12 protein-coding genes and 1 tRNA gene are annotated in these 17,931 nt (G+C 64.8%); 6 read left to right on the top strand and 7 right to left on the bottom strand.

The genetic code is table 11. From position 1 onward, the window contains the following. Nucleotides 1-71: 71 nt before the first annotated feature. A complete protein-coding gene (locus tag BM125_RS01140) occupies nt 72-1,985 on the bottom strand; it encodes a formylglycine-generating enzyme family protein (RefSeq protein WP_092404047.1) in 1,914 nt (637 codons plus the stop codon). 118 nt (nt 1,986-2,103) lie between these two features. Between BM125_RS01140 and BM125_RS01145 the strand changes: the two genes are divergently transcribed. Together BM125_RS01145 and BM125_RS01150 are read left to right on the top strand one after the other, a co-directional pair. Next, on the top strand, nt 2,104-3,192 hold the full coding sequence (locus tag BM125_RS01145; RefSeq protein ID WP_245778748.1) for a ribonuclease D: 1,089 nt from the start codon (nt 2,104-2,106) through the stop codon (nt 3,190-3,192). 103 nt (nt 3,193-3,295) lie between these two features. Continuing rightward, nucleotides 3,296-3,371, top strand: a tRNA-Ala gene (locus BM125_RS01150). Nucleotides 3,372-3,429: 58 nt separating this feature from the next. On the opposite strand, the gene BM125_RS01155 is transcribed toward BM125_RS01150, so the two are convergent. Continuing rightward, a complete protein-coding gene (locus BM125_RS01155) occupies nt 3,430-3,633 on the bottom strand; it encodes a PspC domain-containing protein (RefSeq protein WP_092404049.1) in 204 nt (67 codons plus the stop codon). A gap of 265 nt (nt 3,634-3,898) precedes the next feature. Continuing rightward, nucleotides 3,899-4,522, bottom strand: coding sequence for a hypothetical protein (locus BM125_RS01160; RefSeq protein ID WP_092404051.1), 624 nt, complete (start codon nt 4,520-4,522; stop codon nt 3,899-3,901). A 196-nt stretch (nt 4,523-4,718) separates the two neighbouring features. Between BM125_RS01160 and BM125_RS01165 the strand changes: the two genes are divergently transcribed. Continuing rightward, entirely contained in the window at nt 4,719-5,783 is a 1,065-nt protein-coding gene (locus tag BM125_RS01165; protein WP_092404053.1) for a hypothetical protein, read from the top strand. 168 nt (nt 5,784-5,951) lie between these two features. Continuing rightward, nucleotides 5,952-7,271: a right-handed parallel beta-helix repeat-containing protein gene (locus tag BM125_RS01170; RefSeq protein ID WP_139224800.1), complete on the top strand. Its 1,320-nt coding sequence runs from the start codon at nt 5,952-5,954 to the stop codon at nt 7,269-7,271. 93 nt (nt 7,272-7,364) lie between these two features. Here the strand turns inward: BM125_RS01170 and katG are convergent, their stop codons facing one another. Continuing rightward, nucleotides 7,365-9,560: a catalase/peroxidase HPI gene (gene katG, locus BM125_RS01175; RefSeq protein ID WP_092404057.1), complete on the bottom strand. Its 2,196-nt coding sequence runs from the start codon at nt 9,558-9,560 to the stop codon at nt 7,365-7,367. 225 nt (nt 9,561-9,785) lie between these two features. Between katG and BM125_RS01180 the strand changes: the two genes are divergently transcribed. Then, complete coding sequence (locus BM125_RS01180; protein ID WP_139224801.1) at nt 9,786-9,968, top strand: hypothetical protein; 183 nt, start codon at nt 9,786-9,788, stop codon at nt 9,966-9,968. Between the two features lie 116 nt (nt 9,969-10,084). Here BM125_RS01180 and BM125_RS01185 read toward each other — a convergent pair whose 3' ends face one another. The 3 genes from BM125_RS01185 to BM125_RS01195 form a co-directional block, all read right to left on the bottom strand. Continuing rightward, on the bottom strand, nt 10,085-10,792 hold the full coding sequence (locus BM125_RS01185) for a hypothetical protein (RefSeq protein WP_139224802.1): 708 nt from the start codon (nt 10,790-10,792) through the stop codon (nt 10,085-10,087). A gap of 50 nt (nt 10,793-10,842) precedes the next feature. Continuing rightward, nucleotides 10,843-11,550 (bottom strand): DUF3828 domain-containing protein, encoded by a 708-nt coding sequence (locus BM125_RS01190; RefSeq protein WP_139224803.1) that lies wholly within the window; start codon nt 11,548-11,550, stop codon nt 10,843-10,845. A 350-nt stretch (nt 11,551-11,900) separates the two neighbouring features. Beyond that, nucleotides 11,901-13,649 (bottom strand): O-linked N-acetylglucosamine transferase, SPINDLY family protein, encoded by a 1,749-nt coding sequence (locus tag BM125_RS01195; protein ID WP_092404065.1) that lies wholly within the window; start codon nt 13,647-13,649, stop codon nt 11,901-11,903. A 369-nt stretch (nt 13,650-14,018) separates the two neighbouring features. Between BM125_RS01195 and BM125_RS01200 the strand changes: the two genes are divergently transcribed. Continuing rightward, nucleotides 14,019-17,915: a YCF48-related protein gene (locus BM125_RS01200; RefSeq protein WP_175497808.1), complete on the top strand. Its 3,897-nt coding sequence runs from the start codon at nt 14,019-14,021 to the stop codon at nt 17,913-17,915. Nucleotides 17,916-17,931 lie beyond the last annotated feature (16 nt).

Here is a 17,931-nt window from a genome sequence, read left to right on the forward strand (position 1 = left end):
TGCTTTCCGGCTGCGAGCTTAACGTGTGGATTCTGAACGCGCAGCCATCATCACGATAGTTTTCAATCGCTTTACAACTCGCGGGCAACCCGGAAACCGAGACGGGCACTTCGGGAATCGGCCGAAATGGCCAATCGATAGGCCGATCGCACCTGCTCCGGCGCGCTACCCCAGGAACCGCCCCGAATCACCCGGCGCGCGCAGCCCGGATTGATCCAGGCCGTACTGTCGCGGGGCGCGCGGGTATAGTTGTCGTGCCAGCAATCATCGACCCATTCGGACAGGTTGCCGTCGATGTCGAACAGGCCGAAAGGATTGGGCGAGTAGGCCTTCACCGGCGCGGGTCCCCAGTAGCCGTCGCTGTACCGATCGAATGCCTTGCCCCAGCTGCGCTTCGTCGGCGAGCGGTCACCGGCCCCGGTGACATTGGTCAGCACCTTCGGCGGATCGCCATCGCCCCACCAGTAGCGCGTCTGCGACCCCGCCCTCAATGCGTACTCGAACTCGGCTTCGCTCGGCAGCCGATAGCGCTTGCCGGTGCGCTGCGACAGCCAGGCGACATACTCGGCGGCATCGTTCCAGGAGACATTCAGAACCGGCAGCTTGTCGGAGGCGCGATTGCCCTCGTAGTCGCGTTGCCAGTCGATGCCGCGGCGGTCGTTCATGCGCCCCGTGCTCTCGTCGTAGACGCTGCCGGTACCCGCTCGTTCGGCGTCGGTCTTGTATCCGATCGCCTTGACGAATTCGCGGAACTGACCCACGGTCACCTCGGTTTGGCCCAGGGCGAAGCCGGTCGTGATCCTGACCGTGCGCTGCGGCTCCTCGTCATCTCGATGTCCGTTTTCGTCGGCCGGCGAACCCATCACGAACTGACCGGCAGGAATCACCACGACCGCAGGAGCGACTCCGCTGGTATCAAGGAAGCGGTCGCTGAAGACCTGGCCAGGCTTGAAACTGGCATACAGCCGCCGATTGCGCAGACGTTCGGCAAATTCGTCGAGGCCAGCCAGGTCAGGGCTGATCGACTGCGCACTCCGGGCCAGCTTGTCGGCCAGCTCGGCATTGCCGGCATCCAGCGCCGAGCGCGCCTGGGCCAATACCGTCTCGCCGCGCTGGCGACGCAGCCCCTCGATCTGCGAGCGGGTGTCGAGCAGGGTCTGCGAGCCCGGCCGGATCGATGAGGCGTCGGCGAGAATCCGGTCGGCGCTGGCATAATCGTCCTGGGCGGCCGCGGCCAACGCCCGGTCGAGGTAACCCCTCTCGATGCGCCCCAGGCCCTCGTCGGCGATCCGGTTGCCCGGATCGATGCCGAGCACTTTGCGGTACATGGCAAGGGCATTGTCGTCACCCTCGCCGATCAGACGTCCCTGCTTGAGCAATTCGGCCGCGGCTGCGAGCATCGGCATCACTTCGCGCATGGTCCTCAATCGGTTGCGCAAGTTGTTCAGTTCATTCTCGGAATGCGGCAGCTCGGCGAACAGCCCCGCATAGCGCTGCGCCTCGGCCTCGTCGCCGCGCTCGAGGGCCGCCAGCGACCAGTCGCGGACGGCTCCGCCGATTCGGGCCAGGGCGTTCAGGGCAGCGGGATTGTTGGGATCCTTGTCGAGTACTTGCCGATACAGGCCCACTGCGTTGTTGGCCGGCGGATCGAACAGCTTGCCTTCGTCCTCCAACTTGCGTGCATTCTTGAGCAAGCCGGCGATTTCCTTGGTGACGGGGGCCGGCGGCCCCATCGCAATGGCCTCGGCCAGCGTGGTGCCGACGATCGGCTGCTCGCCGTTGTCGCGCACGATCAGGGACGCGGTCTGGTCGGCAACCCAGGGCTTGCGGGTCAGCGGCGCAGTCGTGCTGGTCTGCACCTGGGTCTGCGGTTCGACGTGCAGGATTCCGGGGAAAAACCGGTAAGCCAGGGCGAACAACAGCACGACGATGCCCAGCGCTCCGCCGATGTTGCGTTGCTTGTTGACGTTCTCGGTACCGGGCATGCGGGCGAACTTGAGGGCTGACAGCAGCGTTTCCGCACCTTAGGCTATCGCAGGAGGCCACCGCAACAGCGTCGGCCCGCCCCATTCATCCCCCGCAACTGCAACAGGAAGGCGCACATTGGCAGCCTGGATCGACCGTACCGAAACCCTGCAGGAATTCAACCGGCGCCCCGGTCGACTCATCGGCCTGGATACCGAATTCATGCGCACCGACACTTTCGCGCCCCGCCTGGCCCTGGTCCAGATCGAGATCGACGGCCACGTGGCCCTGGTCGATCCGCTCGCGGCTCTCGACCTTGCGGACCTGTCGACGCGCCTGGGCGACCCTCAGACCGTCTCGATCATGCACAGCGCCAGTGAGGACCTCGATGCGCTGAGTCCGCTTCTGCCGGACAGCCTGGGCACCCTTTTCGATACCCAGATTGCCGCCGCCTTCTGTGGACTCGGTGCCGGGCTCGGCTACCAGAAGCTCGTCCTGGCCGTCTGCGGCGTCGACCTGCCCAAAGGCGAGACCCGCTCGGACTGGCTGCAGCGTCCGCTCAGTCCGCAACAGCTCGAATACGCGGCCCAGGACGTGATCCACCTGCCCGTCCTGCACGCCGATCTTGCGGCCAGGCTCGGTGTACGCGGGTTCGCCGAATGGCACGCCGAGGATTGCGCGCGCATGCTCGATCGCGCGCGCCGCCGAGAACCGGATCCGCAACCGCAAGCCGGCTATCGCGGTGCCGCCGACTGGCCCCGGCAACAGCAGGCCATGCTGCGCCGGCTTCTGCTGTGGCGCGACGCCACTGCGCGCCGCATCGACAAGCCGCGCCCGTGGATCCTCGACGACCCGCGACTGCTCGATTTCAGCTCGAACCCGCCACACGACAGCGCCGACCTGCTCGAGCGCAGCAGGGGCCTGCGCGCGCTGCGGGGGCCGGAGCGGACCGAACTGCTGGATCTGCTCAGGCGCCCGCTCGAGGACCATGAACTGGATTTCGACCCGATCCCGCCACAGGCCGACGCTGAGGAACGCCGGATGATCCGCTCACTCAAGGAATTCGTCGTCGAACAGGCCAGCCGACTCGATATCCCGGAAGGGCTGCTTTGTTCGCGCCGCCATCTCGAGACTCTCTACGTTTCCAGAAAATGGCCCGCGGCGCTCGAAGGCTGGCGCCGTTCCCTCCTGCACGACGCCCTGATGAACCGCCTCGAGCAGACCTGAATGCCAAACGCTTGCTTGGCGGCATCGGGTGCATTCGCTATGATCCGCGCTCGCAGCCGGATCGGTCCCGATCGTCACGATCCGGCCGGGCGAACAGTTTCAAGGGGCGGTAGCTCAGCTGGGAGAGCGTCGCGTTCGCAATGCGAAGGTCGTGGGTTCGATCCCCATCCGCTCCACCATCATGAAAGCCCGGCTTCGGCCGGGCTTTTTTGTTCCGGCTGCTCGAGGCCAGCCCGTTCAGCGGCCTTCTTCAGGAATCAGCAGCCACAGGATCAGGTAGACGAGGATGCCGGGAAACGCGGCCGAGATCACCGAAATGATCACGAACAGCACGCGGACAAGGGTCGAGTTCCAGCCAAAGCGGCGGGCGATGCCACCCATGACGCCGGCAAGCACGCGGTCGCTGCGGGAACGGGAAAGGGTTCGTGGGGTCGTGGACATGGGCTTGCGCTCGTTGCGGGGGGATCATCGGCCAGTCTGGTTCGCCGACTATGAAGGATAGCCCGCCAGCGCGGTCCGAATCGCGGTCGCCGCAGGCCCTCCGCTTTCGATGCCGTCGGATTCGCACGCACCGACTTCATGGCGGGTGTTGTCGCAACGTGGGGCTTCGGAAACATGCCATGGCACCCACCGGCCAGGATCGGCAGCGGTCGTCGTCCATGTCTCCGACCTGCGGCACGAGGACATCCGCCGGCTCGACCATTCTTCAGGACTTTGCGGAGGTTGCTCCCGCCGCGTCCCCTGTCTGTCCTTCACCCACGCTGGCGCGGATGCGCTCCAGGCCCTTCCGGTAGGCCTCGGCATCGCCAAATTCGAAAAAGCGCGGATAGCGCTCGTGCGTGGCGACGATACGGCGGGCGTGCTTGATCGGGCACCAGTACTGTTCGGTCCTGGCTGCCACTTCGCGCAGATAGGCGGCGACGCCATTGCCATACGAGCAATAGAAGCAGTTGAAGCGTTCGATCGCATTGAGATACGGAAGGTCACCACGATCGAAGGCCATGTAATCGGAACGACGGGCCCGCGGAATGCCGTAGATCGGAAAGCAGATCCGCTGGTAGACGGTGACGAACAGATCCATCAGCAGGAACGGAATGAAACCGGCGTAGATCAAGGGTGCGGTAAGGGCGACGCTGATCCGGCTGTGGCGCAGGAAGCGCCAGAGCCCGAGCCGCGCAAGCCGCTGCTTTTCGAGCACCTCGCGGGCAAAACGAACGCGCTTGTTCTCGACCAGGAATCCGAATTCCTCGCGCTTCTTCGCGAACTCGGCCTGCAGTTCCTCTTCCAGCGCTCGCATGCGAGCGAGGATTTCCTCGATGTTGGCATTCATTGGAACTCCGGTCGTTTCGAAGCAGCAATTGTCCGTTCGGGATTGCCAGGCAGCCGATTTGCAGCGGGCGATGAACCTGTCGATGACGCTACAACGGTCCGTACTGCCAGCATACGCCGGTTGCGCAAGCCGATTTGGACGGCAGCGGCTGTTGTACGCTTGCGGACATCGGAAGCAGTGGCAGGAAAGGTCCCCGATGGTCCGTTTTCGTTTGATTCTGATCGCGGCGATCTGCTCGGTACTGGTCGCCTGCCTGGGCGACAGGCCACCGTCGGATTTCAAGCCGGAAGCAGCCGGGCAGCCCGATCCATCCAACCCGCAATGCCCCGACCTCGACGGCAGCTATGACCTCGCCGGCAGCCCGCTCGCCAGGGCCATCACCGACCGGAGACCTCCCGCTTCGCATGGGCTGCCCATCGTACTGACCTTCAAGCGGGGCGTGACTTCCACCGAGGCCTGGTGGGTCGTACCGCGCGAACGATTGCAGAAGTGGGCAGCGGCCGAACGCGAGAACAATCCGGGCGATTACGCGCGCTGGCGGGAACTGGTGCTGCGCGGCAAGTTGGCCGGAGAACGTTCCTGGGACCACGACGGCTTTCTCGAGGCGGTCGCCGAACTCGGGCCACCGGCACCGGTGTTTGCCGGCGTCGTCCGCTACGCCTGCGAGCAGAACTGGATGCGCACGCGACCGCAGCCAACCAGCTACCGCGCGGATGCCGATGGCGGTAGTCACGAAACGGAGATCTGGCTGGCACGCGATCGCAGCGGTGACCTGCTGGTCAAGAATGTGGTCTACAACCTCAAGTCGTTCCACATCTGGGGTGAAGCCAACAACACCATTCGCACTTCCAGTCGGGCGAGCTGGAAGAGAATTCCGGCGCAGCCACATGCCCCTGCGGATCCACTGACCGAAGCCGACCTGCCTGCGGCGAACGCGGCCGGGCTCGCAGAGGCGAACGGCGGGCCGGCGTCGTGCAGCGTAATGCCCGCACGACTGGTCGATCTGTCGAGCTACATCCTCGGCAATTCGCCAGCCGGCGTCGCCCTGGCCTATTTTGCGCCGCTGGAAGAGGAGCCGATGACATCCCCGGAGCATTGTCGGGGCCAGATCCTCGAGCTGCATTTTTCCGGCAATTCGCCCGAGGCGCTCGCCTCGATCGACGGAATGCTGGCGCGCGCAGAACTGGTTCGCAGCGTCAGCGTGCTTGCCGGCGATGACGACAAGCCCAATCTGCGCAAATTGAGGGTTGTCCTCAAGTAGCGCGAAAGGTCGGGCCCGTTCGCCGAGTGCAATGCGACGGACGCCCCGGATTCGTGTCCACGGCCATGCCAGGCTGCCGCTGGCGAGTCCAGGCGAGGCCATGGGCGCTTCCGGTCCTGCATCAAATGCGGGCAATCCATCTTCCACAGACTCAAGCAGGGTCCCGACGTGTCTACCACGGAGAAAGGCCACACGTTTCCGGTACGTTCGGCTGACAAGCTCGATCGGTTCGCCCGGGCATTTCTGATGCTCTGTCTCGCCCATGGCGGGAGCGCCCTGGCCAACGACGTACCGGTCGCCGATACCAATGCGCTGATTGCGGCGATCAACTCCGCGATGCCCGGCGACCGCATCCTCGTCGCCGCCGGCACCTATCCGGTCAACGTCAACCTGAACTGCATGGCGGCCGGCACGGCGGCCCAGCCGATCGAGGTGCGTGCGGTTACGCCCCGCTCGGTCCTGATACGCTTCGCCAACGCCAGCGGCGCAACCGAGGGCTTCAAGGTCAGCGCACCGCACTGGCATTTCGAAGGACTCGATATCGAAGGCGCCTGCGTCGACGACTCGGATTGCGAACACGCCTTCCACCTCACCGGCAATGCCGACTTCACGATCCTGCGCAACAACCGGGTCCGCGACTTCAATGCGCAGCTGAAGAGCAACACGGCATCGCCCGGGAGCGGACTGTTTCCGGATGATGTGCTGATCGAGCGCAATGTCTTCTACGACACGCGCGGCCGCAACACCTCCAATCCGGTGACCAAGCTCGACGTGGTCGGCGGCCGACGCTGGATCGTGCGCGCGAACACGATCCACGACTACCAGAAGCTCGGTGGCGACACGGTCAGCTACGCGGCCTTCCTCAAGGGCAACTCGCGCGACGGTCTGTTCGAGCGCAACCTGGTCATCTGCCAGCGCGATTTCACCGGCGGCGTGCGTCTTGGGCTCAGCTTCGGCGGTGGCGGCAGTTCGCCGGGCGGCATCTGCGAAGACGGCACCTGCACCCCGGAACACCAGAACGGAGTCATGCGCAACAACCTGATCCTGCATTGTCCCGACGTCGGCATCTATCTGAACAGCGCAAGCGCAACACGCGTCGAACACAACACGCTGTTCGACACGAGCGGCATCGACGTGCGATTTGCCGCCACTACTGCGGATGTCCGCAACAACCTGCTTAGTGGCCAGATCCGCAATCGCGACGGCGGCAGCAGTACCCAGCAGGGCAATCTCTCGCAAGTGGCCCTGGCCAGTTTCAGCACGTGGTTTGTGGATCCCGCGCAGGCGGACTTCCGACTCGTCGACGGCACGGCCTTCGTCGACCAGGGCGTTGCCGCGCCCCAGGTACTGGACGATTTCTGCGGCAACGACCGCAATGATGGCGCGCGCGACATCGGCGCGCTCGAATATGACGCGGATTTCGCCTGCATCACGACCGCCGGTGGCGGCCTCGAGGAATCCATCTTTGCGGACGGATTCGACCCCTGATCCCCGCCCTGGCATATTCGACCCGGGCCGGATCGCTCCGGTCCCGGGTCGCAGTGGCATGGCCCGGGACGCGGCGGCCCCGTGCCCGAACGGTCAACGTAGATCGAAGCGATCGAGGTTCATGACCTTGTCCCAGACGCGCACGAAGTCGCGCACGAACACCGCCTCGACATCACTGCAGGCATAGACTTCGGCCAACGCGCGCAATTGCGAGTTCGAGCCGAACACGAGGTCGACCACGGTGCCTGTCCACTTGAGCTCGCCGGTCTTGCGGTCGCGGCCCTCGAGCACGCCGTCCGCCGTCGCCGACTTCATCCACTGGGTGCCCATGTCGAGCAGGTTGATGAAGAAGTCGTTGCTCAGCGTTTCAGGTCGATTCGTGAACACGCCATGCGCGGCCTGGCCGACGTTCGCATTCAGGGCACGCATGCCGCCGACCAGCACGGTCATTTCCGGCGCGGTCAGGGTCAGCAGGTTGGCGCGATCGACCAGGCGCTCGGCTTCGGACCCGGCAAGTCCCTTGCGCAGGTAATTGCGGAATCCGTCCGCGATCGGCTCGAGCGGAGCGAAGGCCTCCACGTCGGTCTGCTCCTGGCTGGCATCCATGCGGCCGGGAGAAAACGGAACGACCACGTCGTGGCCGGCTTTCTTCGCGGCCGCCTCGACCGCGGCGCAGCCGCCGAGCACGATTAGGTCGGCCAGCGAGATCTTCTTGCCACCCGACTGCGCGGCATTGAATTCCTTCTGGATCGATTCATAGGACTTCAGCACCTTGGCCAGTTCGACCGGCTCGTTGGCTTCCCAGTCCTTCTGCGGCGCGAGGCGGATGCGCGCGCCATTGGCGCCACCGCGCTTGTCGCTGTCGCGGTAGGTCGCCGCTGTTGCCCAGGCCGTGGCGACCAGGCGCGAAATCGAATGGCCCGAAGCGAGGATCTTCGCCTTCAGCGCGGCAATGTCCGTGTCGTCGACCAGGGCGTGATCGAGGGCAGGAACCGGATCCTGCCAGATCAGTTCTTCCTTCGGCACGAGTGGACCCAGGTAGCGCGAGACCGGACCCATGTCGCGATGGGTCAGCTTGTACCAGGCGCGCGCGAAGGCATCGGCAAACTCCTGCGGATTCGCGTGGAAATGGCGCGAAATCTTCTCGTAGGCCGGATCCATGCGCAGCGAAAGGTCGGTCGTTGCCATCATCGGCGCATGGCGCTTGTCCGGATCGTGCGCGTCCGGAACGGTGCCGGCGCCGGCCCCGCCCTTGGGCTTCCATTGCTGCGCACCAGCCGGGCTACGGGTCAGTTCCCATTCGAAGCCGAACAGGGTGTCGAAGTAGCTGTTGTCCCAGGTGATCGGCGTCGCCGTCCATGCGCCTTCGAGCCCCGAGGTGATCGTGTTCACGCCCTTGCCGTCGCCCAGGCTGTTCTTCCAGCCGAAACCCTGCTCCTCGATGCCGGCGCCCTCGGGCTCGCGGCCGACGTATTTGCCGGGATCACCCGCGCCGTGGGTCTTGCCGAAAGTGTGTCCACCGGCGATAAGGGCCACGGTCTCCTCGTCGTTCATGGCCATGCGCGCGAAGGTTTCGCGGATGTCACGCGCGGCCGCGATCGGATCCGGATTGCCGTTAGGGCCCTCGGGGTTCACATAGATCAGGCCCATCTGCACGGCGCCGAGCGGATTCTCGAGTTCGCGATCGCCGGTGTAGCGCCTGTCGCCGAGCCATTCGGTCTCGGCACCCCAGTAGATGTCTTCGGGTTCCCAGACATCCTCCCGGCCACCGGCGAAACCGAAGGTCTTGAAGCCCATCGAGTCGAGTGCGACATTGCCGGCCAGGATCATCAGGTCGGCCCAGGACAGCTTGCGCCCGTACTTCTGCTTGATCGGCCAGAGCAGGCGCCGCGCCTTGTCGAGGTTGCCGTTGTCCGGCCAGCTGTTGAGCGGCGCGAAGCGCTGCGTACCGGAACCGCCGCCGCCGCGGCCGTCGGCGATGCGATAGGTACCGGCGCTGTGCCACGCCATGCGGATGAAGAACGGGCCGTAGTGGCCATAGTCGGCCGGCCACCAGTCCTGCGAATCGGTCATCAGGGCGTGCAGGTCCTTGACCACGGCATGCAGATCGAGGGACTTGAACTCCTCGGCATAATCGAATGCCTCGCCCATCGGATCGGTCAGCGGCGAATTCTGGTTGAGACTCCTGAGGCTCAGCTGGTTCGGCCACCAGTCCGCGATCGACCGCGCTCCGGCGCTCACTGATTTGCGTGCATCGCCTGAAAACGGACATTTTGCTTCGTTTGACATGATCCTCTCCTGCGGGCGGATACCCGACGTGCACGGCCAGTGTGGCGCGTCACCTACGATAGATAAAATCGTTTGTAACGATGCATAGGATAGCCATTATCTATCATTGGCGCGCCGGTGCCGCGGCATCGGCCCGGGCCGGTTGGTCGGCGGTTGCGGGCGACGGTTCGCGCGGCCTCCGGGCCGATCCGCGTCGAAGCTGCCGGCTACCGTGCGATCCATTCCATGGAACGCATACTCGAGCGCCACGGCGAAGCCGCCGAGTACCGTATCCGCCTGGCCTCGGGGTCCGGCAATGCCGTCCTCGGGGTTGAGAGGACTCTCGCCCGCAGCCAAAAATCGACCATCAGTCGCATTCCGCGGATCAAGGATTCGAACCTCGAGGCCTGGCCCGGCAAGGCGATGTAGTTCGTGGCCTGATGCGCTTGCGATTGATCGGCATCAGCCTGCAGTGGCTCGGTGCGTTCCCATCGCAAGCCGTCCTCCCGTTGCTGCAGAACCAGGAGCTGGACCACACCACACACTCATCGTCTGGACGCGTGCAAGGGGCGCACTAGCTCGCGCATCAGGTCCGGACGCAGGTCGCCGAACAGGAACAGACCGGTCACCGCGATGACCAGCGCATACAGAGCCCAGTTTCCGAATTCGCCGGCATAACCCGACAGGATGAAGACCAATCCCCCCATCATCACCAGAACCAGCACATTCGGCTGGTCGCGCCGCTTGCGCTCCTCTTCGTCCAGTCCTGCGGCCAGATCCGCCTTGTATTGCCGAAATGAAGCAGGCGCCGCGGAGATCACCATGAGCAAGGCGGAACCGGCCAGGCCGAGGGAAAAGACCTTTCCTCCGCTGGAGGCGACCAGCACACCGATGACCCATCCGAACATCGCGGTCAACAGGATGCTTCCAGCCAGGGCAAGCAGGATCGCCGTCGCCCAGAGTGCAAGGGCATCGGCGGCACCCGGACTGGGGCCCGCCTCCTGGCGGGTAGAGACAAGTACGCCCACGACCCCGATGCAGACGATGCTGAAACAGACATTGAAGAGACTGAGCATGAGGAACTGGCCAGCGGACCAGTCGAGCACGAACACTCCGGCGGCAGGCACGAGGTGGCGCAGAATGATGCCCGCCGTCTGCAGCGGCGCAAGATTCCTGCGTGGCAAGGGCGCCCAGTAGGGTTCGATTTGTCGCCTCTTCGCGCTCATTAAGCCCCCCCCTTTGAATTCATGCACACGCGACCTGCAATGCTGGCGACGGCGTCATGTTCCGAACGCGTCGATGCTTAGTCCAGAAGATCGCGAAGCGTCTCGCCGGACGCCAGGCGCAGGTCATACAGTTGCCAGGCACCGCCCTCGCGCTTCATCACGTAGATTACCGGCCGCTCGCGAAAGGCATCGGAAAAGCGAACCGGCACCCCCGTCTTGCCGTCGGCCATGCGCGCCGAGCCGACGCTGAATCGCCGCGGATATTCCTGACTGTCGGTAAAGGGATCGCCGTCGATGGCCGGTACTTCGTCGGCCGGCGCGGGCCTGGCGAAATACCGCATCACGGCCTCGTCGAGCGCCCGGCTGAACCAGCGGCGTTGTCCCTTCAGATTGGCCGGCGTGAAACCCATGTCGCCGCCAAAGTGGGCTTCGAGCAGCCGCTGCACCCGACCCTCGGGGCTGTCGGCCGATGCCAGCGTCCCGGGCGAATGGCTCAGGGTCAGGACCTGGTTGTCCAGCGCAAGCAGCAGGGTTTCGGAATCGACCCGATGGAATTCGAAGATGCCGGTGTCGCAGCTCAGGCTCACACCCGCAACGGGCAAGTGGGGGATGCCGAGCGCTTGCGCGGCCTGGGGCGCGGGCGCCGGCAGATTCCCCTGGAACAGGCTCTCGGCGGAAAAGTTCGCGGTTTCGAGCACGGCATGGCCGCAGCGCAGGACGCCCGGACCTTCGACCGACCCGGCCTTGAAGATGACGACCTTGCCGACCCAGGCCTGCAATGGCATGCGGGGCGATTCGCCAGGCACCCATGGCGCGCTGATGACTCGCGTGATGCGCCATTCGGGAGGGAGCGCATCGGGGCCGCCTGCGATGGCGGCCACGGACGTCAGGCAAGCGACTGCGGCAAAGGTCGCGACACGGAAAAATCCAGGTCCTTTCATGGCGCTCCAGAGCTTGTGTTGGGTCGATACGATGTCGCGACGCGCGCTCGGCACGCAAAAGGCTTGTGCGGCTTGGGCGTGGCCTGGATTCTGCCACTAGTGCGGGCTGACGACGCCAGAGCGATCGCTGGTCCGCCCCGCCTCGCAGACCCGGGTTGTTGCCTTCCGCCGTGCAGGCACTCCTTCAGGAGCGATCAGGTCGTCTGCCGGACCAGCGACTGAAGCCGGGACTCGAGCGACGCGACGAACCCCGATTCATCGCGCAGCGGCGACGTTTCCATCCGGGCGCGAAGCCCCTCGCGAAAACCTAGCAGGCGTTGCGGATCGCGACACAAGGCGGTAGCAATGCGGACATAGGCTTCGCCGTCATTCCCGATCAATTCGGTGGCGCCGAGTCCCTCCAGCACGCTGGCAACCATGCGTCCGGCATGCGTATTCCCGCGCAGGGTGACCACCGGGACCCCCGACCACAGCGCACAGCAGGCAATCGTGTGGCCGCTCCAGGGAAAGACATCGAGCAGGATATCGATGTCGGAAAATATCCGGAAAAAGCTTTGCCCCGGATTGGACAGATGAACCAACTGCAACCGCTCGGCAGCGATACCCAGTTCGCCGAATGCGACTTCGAGACGCCGCTGGTGCCAGTGGTCAAGCTGATCCCTCGCCAGCAGCAGGCGACTGCCGGGATTTTCCCTGAGGATCCGCGCCCAGCTGGAAATGACGCGGGCATTCACCTTTTCCAGCTTGTGCAGGCTGCCAAAGGTGACGAAGCCATTGCGCGACAGCGGAGCGGGCTCGACGTCCGGTGCATGGGACGGCGGCCGAAAGCATGCGAAGCCATGCACGAGCCGCAGCAGGTGTTCGGTTCCCATGGGCATTTCGCCATCGGGCGCCGTGCAGCCGTCCACGATTCGATAGTCCATGGCAGAAAGGCCAGTCGTGTTCGGATAGCCGAGATAGCTGATCTGGCAACGTGCGGGCCGGGCGGCGAAAACGCCGAGGCGACCATGCTCGGTGTGGCCAGCGAGATCGACCAGGATATCGATCCGGTCCGAACGGATCAGCGATGCAACGGCTTCATCGGATTCTCCGCGCACGTCGCGCCATTTCGAGGCAAGACCCTGGAGCCGGGCCGTGACCCCGTCGGCGTGGGGCACATCGGAATAACAGAAAACCTCGAACCGATCGGTATCGTGGTGGGCCAGCAATGGTTCGAAAAAACAGTTCACCGCATGCGCGCGGAAATCGCCCGAAACATAGCCGATGCGAAGCCTCGCGCCCGGTTCGGGCCATGCCGTCGCTGCGCGAACCTGACCGAACAGTCCATTGGCGACGCAGCCGTGTTCTTCGGCAACGTCGGCTGGATCCAGATCCGGCAACAGGTTCAACACGTAGAGGAGGCTGTTGGCCGCGGCACGATAGGTGGGCCGAAGCGCGAGCGCGCTTCGAAACGACTGCACGGAGTCGGCAAGCCGCACCTGGTCGAGTTCGAGCATGCCGCGGTTGAACCAGGCCTCCGGCCACTCGGGATCGAGTCGTGTCGCTTCGCGGCTATGGACGATCGCCTTTTCGTGTTCGCCCGCTGCCGAAAGAACCACGCCCAGATTCATGTGCGCTCCGGCGTAATCGGCGCGCAGTTTCAGTGCCTGCTGCAATTGCTCGGCGGCTGCGGTCAGATCGCCGGCCTTGTGCAGGGCATCGCCGAGGTTATTGCGCAGGACAGGCTGTTCGGGCACCCGTTCGACCGCCTGCCGGATATAGGCGACGGCGGTGGCATGATCGCCCTGCTGATGGCAGGCCAGACCGAACAGGTGCAGGGCGTCGGGATTTCCCGGCTGCGATTTCAGGACTTCGCGGTAGAGCGCTTTCGCTTCTTCGAGATTGCCGGCCCGATGATGTTGCGTGGCCCGGCCCATCATTTGCTGCAGGGATGCGGCGCTCATGGACGGTCGAAGGAACCTCTGCAGGACTGGAATGCGAATCCGGACAGTTTAGCCGACTCCTGCCGCAGCGGTGGATGCGTCCTCGGCTCCTTTCACGGCACGGCCAACTGCAAAGGGGGCGCGGTGGGCGCATTGCAGGCGTCATCGCAGCTGGACGACGTCGCGCACGCACCCGGCCGCGCCCGCGAAAGGCGCGCGACGACCAGAGTCGCGGGGGAAAATCACCCAGCGTTGAATTCGCAAGGTGATTCCGCGGGACACTGCCTCCGAGTTCCGAGGTCCGGGTCGCCGACCCCATCGCCCCATTTCGATTTATCCACGGGTGCAACGCGATCCGGCTGTTGCTGGCAATCATCGAGGAATCCGGTCATGTCCCGCACCCATCGCGCCTTCCTCATCGCAGGCGGCCCGAATCGACGCAACGAACGTCGCATCGGCGCATTGACGCTCTCTGCGCTGCTGGCGTTCCTGCCGATTGAGTCGGCGTGGGCTCAATGGAGCACCGAGAGTCCGCTGCCGACCCACTTGGACATACACGGTGTAGCGGCACCCGCGCCGGATAGGATCTACCTTGCGACCGACGATGACTCGTTCGACGACGGCGGCGCCCTGTTCGAATCCATCGACGGCGGCGCCACATGGACCCAGCGCAACATCCCGGCCAGCCTCGGCGACAGCCTGTATGGAATCCACTTCCTCGACAGCCAGCGCGGCTGGACCTGGGGCAACAGCAACTACCGCACGATCGATGGCGGTGCGACCTGGGAACCGCTTCCACTTCTCGGCTCGACCTATTCGATGACTTTTTTCTCTCCCGACTTCGGGGTCGCGACCGGAAACTTCGGCAGCCAGACAAGCCGCGATGGCGGGTTGACCTGGGAAGCGTCTCCGCAAGACATCACGACCTACTCGTTCGTCGACGCACAGACCGGCCTCGGTGCGTCCGCGACCGGCCTCTACCGGACCACGGATGGTGGCGGGACATTCGCCCCTGTATTCACTGGCGCCGCGGATTCGGTCGCCTTCCTCTCACCGACGGTCGCCATTGCGGTGGTCGATGGAGCGTTCGTACGCTCGACCAATGCCGGCGTAACCTGGTCGGTCGGCGCCAATGCCGAGGGTCGCACGCAACTGTTCGTCGTCTCTGAAGACGTTGTGCTGGCCTCGGGCCGCAGCGGCACGTTTCCAGACTACGACGACCGCCTGTTTCGCTCGGCCGATGGCGGTCAGACCTGGACCGATCTCGGTGAAGCGATTCCTGCCGACGCATTCGCCGCTGCACCGGCATTCAGCATGGCAGGTGCCTCGGCTGTGATTGCGTCCAACGGCACCGGCGATCTCTATCGATCCAGCAACGCAGGCCTCGACTGGACCCGGGTGTATGCGACGCCCGGGCCGCGGCCGGGCTTCCTCGACAGCGGCGCGCCGGTGTTTGTCGATGCCCAGACCGGTTACTTCGGTTTCGGCGCCGGGTTCATCCTCAAGACGACCGATGCCGGCGCCAGCTGGATGCAGATTTCCAGCGGCACGGGCCACGGCATTCTCGCGCTCGATCGCTTCCCCAATGGCGACCTGATTGCAGTCTGCGAGGGCGGTCGCGTTCTGACCCGCGCTTCCGATGATGCGACCTGGCGCATTCGGACCACGCTCGGCACCGCCGATCTCGAAGATGTCCAGGTTGTCGGGCCACAAGCCGCCGTGGCCGTGGACCAGCAAGGCATCGTCTACCGCAGCACCGACGCCGGCGCCTCGTGGACGGCCGCTATTTCCGCGCCCGTCGATCTGACCGCAGCAGACCTCCATTTCGAGACGCCGACCCAGGGCTGGGTCGTCGGCCAGGGATTCGGCAGTGCGGCCCTTTTCCATACGCTCGACGGTGGTGACTTCTGGACGCCGGTCACCGACTTCCTGGGCACCTATGTCGCCGTCGACTTCGCCGGTGCGAACGGCTGGGCCGTGGCGAGCTACGGCATCCTCCAGCGCACGTCCGACGCCGGTGCGTCCTGGACGGAAGTGCAACTCCCCGGCTCCGGGTTCTCCATCCGGGATATTGATTTCTGGGATACCGACACCGGCTATGTAGTCGGTGGATCCGGCTACGCCGCGCGCAGCGACGATGGTGGTGCAACCTGGCATACGCTGCCGGTGCCGGAAAGCAGCGCCGACCTGACCCACATCGCGCTGGTCGGTGCGAACGAGCTCTGGGTCTCGACGGCCGACGGCAAGCTCCTGTACTCGGCAACCGGTGGCGCGAACTGGGCCGTCATGGACTCCGGCGGCATCAGCTTCGGCTCCTTCGGAAGTCTCGCCGCCAGCCCCGCAGGCGATGCCTGGATCGGTGGTTGGCGAGGCGTGATTCGTCACTTTTCCGGACCGCCCGGTCCACCGGTCAACCAGCCGCCGCAGGCGTCGTTCAATTACCTGACGACCGGTCTCTCGGTCGCCCTGACCGATACCAGCGTGGACAATGACGGCACCATCGCGAGCTGGCTGTGGGATTTCGGCGATGGCACAACGTCAGTCGAACAGAACCCGATGCACGCGTTCGCGTCCGCCGACTCCTACCTCGTGCGCCTCACCGTCACCGATGACGACGGCGCTACCGATTCGACGCTGCGCGTCATCGTCGTGCAACCGGGACCGGGCGGCATCTTCGGCGACTTCGTCGAAGTCACCCCGCTCGACCCGCTGTTCGTCACGCCGCAGGACGAGGACTTCTGGGTTACTTCGGCCGCGCCGGCCGACGTCGACGGCGACGGCGATCTCGACATCGTCGTACTCGGCTACTACGTGGTCTACAACGTGAGTGCGGTCGACCAGCTGGTCCTGTTGCGCAATGACGGACCTCTGAGCGAGACGCAGTGGAACTTCAGCTACGTCGAGCTGCCGCTGGGAACCCTGACTGCCGGCGCATCGGATCTCGCCTGGGGTGACGTCGACGGCGATGGCGATCCCGATCTCGTCGCCGGCAGCGATGGCCAGACCGTGCTGTACAGAAACGACGCCGGAACCCTCGTCCCGACGAATACGGCCCTACCCGGCTACTGGGAAGACAACGGTCAGTCCGACTTCGACCTCAATTCCATATCCTGGGCCGACTACGACAACGACGGCGACCTCGACCTGTTGCTGCCGTCGGTCTGGGACGAGACGACGTTCACATCGCATACCGCGCTGATGCGGAACGACGGCGCCAACGGCAGCGGCGGATGGACCTTCAGCGAAGTCGATGCGGGTCTCGGCGAATCCGACCACGTGCAGACGAGCTGGGCCGACTTCGACGGTGACCAGGACCTCGACCTGCTGGTCGTGCATCTCGCCCCGCTGAGCGGTCGTGGTTACATCCGGCGCTTCCGCAACGAAGGCAATGGCGTATTCGTCGGCGAGGACATCCTCGGCACGCTCAGTGTCGAGCACGGCGAGGCGCAATGGGGCGACTACGACAACGACGGCGATCTCGACATCCTCGTTGCCGGCAACGTCCGCGAAACCGACGGCACCTATGACACCGTCCTTCGCGTCTATCGAAACGAGGCGGAGACCTTCGTTCCGATCGAGATCATCGCCTGCGTCATGTGCGAGGGTTGGTTCGATCTGAGCGCGGCGACCTGGGCCGATTACGACTCGGATGGCGACATCGACATCCTGCTCGCCGGAACCTACAACTCGGGCACGCAAATCGAGGGGCGGGCCAAGGTCTATGACAACGTCAACGGCAACTTCGTCGACTCCGGCAACCAGTTGCCGGCACCGCGCGCCTCGGGATTCAGTGGCGGCTCTTTCAGCTGGCTGGACATCGATGGCGAAGGCGACCTCGACTATTTCATCGCCGGCTCCTACTTCGTACCGGGCGGCAATGGCCTGATCGAGACCCAGATGCATCTTTACGTCAACAGCGCGCCGGGACAGAACCTGCCGCCTTCGGCCGCCACCTCGCTGACCTCACAGGTCAATGCCGATGGCACCGTATCACTGACATGGGACGCCGCCAGCGACGACCTCACACCCGCCGGGGCGCTGACCTACGACCTGCGTCTCTACCGCAACGGTGCGCCAATCCAGGTCGCAAGGCGCATCCCCGAGTCCGGCAGCCTGCGCGGTGCCAGCGGCTGGACGCTGACCGGTCTGCCGGACGGTGGGTACCTCTGGACCATCGAGGCCATCGACAGCGCGTACAACGGTGGACCGCCCACACCGGCAACGTTCCGCGTCGGCCCGCCCTTGCCGGACAGGATCTTCACCGACAGCTTCGACCTGCCTCGATAGCGCAAGCACAGGACGC

This window comes from Dokdonella immobilis (genome assembly GCF_900115085.1).
Lineage (GTDB): Bacteria > Pseudomonadota > Gammaproteobacteria > Xanthomonadales > Rhodanobacteraceae > Dokdonella > Dokdonella immobilis.